Annotated in this window: 1 protein-coding gene; it reads left to right on the forward strand. The window is 60.2% G+C overall.

What is annotated here, in order from left to right; translation table 11 throughout:
• Positions 1 to 1,003: Gfo/Idh/MocA family oxidoreductase (locus CW742_RS15350; protein ID WP_292421924.1), on the forward strand; the 1,003-nt coding region annotated here is incomplete at both ends.

Consider the following 1,003-nt stretch of genomic DNA (forward strand, 5'->3'; position numbering starts at 1 on the left):
CGGCTGTCGCTGACCTGCCGTGACGGGAAAGAGCTGGTCCGCGTCGCCCGGGAGAGGAAGAAAATTCTCTTGGTCGGCCATGTCCTTCAATACCATGCGGCGGTCGTCACCCTGAAAAAAATGATCCGGGAAGGCCGGATCGGCAGGCTTCAGTACATTTACTCCCGGCGCCTGAGCCTGGGAAAGATCCGCCGCGAAGAGAACATCCTCTGGTCCTTCGCCCCCCACGACCTTTCCGTCATCCTCAGCATCACGGGGGAGGCCCCGTCTTTCGTGGAGTCGGTCGGAAACAGCTTCCTGCATGCCCAGATCCCCGATGTCACCGTCACCAATCTCAAATTCCCGTCCGGCATCGGCGCCCATGTCTTCGTGAGCTGGCTGAACCCTTTCAAGGAACAGCGTCTTGTCGTCGTGGGGAGCAGCGGCATGCTCGTCTTCGACGATACCGAACCGGTCGAGCGGAAACTCGTCTTTTATCCCCACACCATCAACTGGCAGAACGGCATTCCCGTTCCCCATGAGGCCCAGAGCGTGCCCATCGATATCAGCACATCCTGGAAGGAGCCTCTGAGGGCCGAATGCGAAGCCTTTCTCACGGCGGTCCGGACCGGCGAACCGCCCATCACCTCCGGCGAGGAGGGGCTCCGGGTCCTGAGCGTTCTCGAACTCAGCCAGCAATCCATGGAACAGAAAGAAAAGGGTCGCGCCGGGGTGCTTTCGCCCGCCGCTCCGGGCTTCCCGGATGTTTTCATTCACCCCACGACCGCCGTCGATGACAACGTCTCGATCGGCCGGGGCACGAAGGTATGGCATTTCTCACATCTGCTGGCCGGTTCCAGAATCGGAAGCAACTGCACCATCGGTCAGAATGTCGTCATCGGACCGGACGTCACTATCGGGAACGGATGCAGGATCCAGAACAATGTGAGCGTCTACAAGGGCGTCACCCTCGAAGACGGCGTCTTCTGCGGGCCGTCGATGGTCTTCACGAATATCCTCCATC

It is taken from the genome of Methanoregula sp., assembly GCF_002835825.1.
Taxonomy (GTDB): domain Archaea; phylum Halobacteriota; class Methanomicrobia; order Methanomicrobiales; family Methanospirillaceae; genus Methanoregula.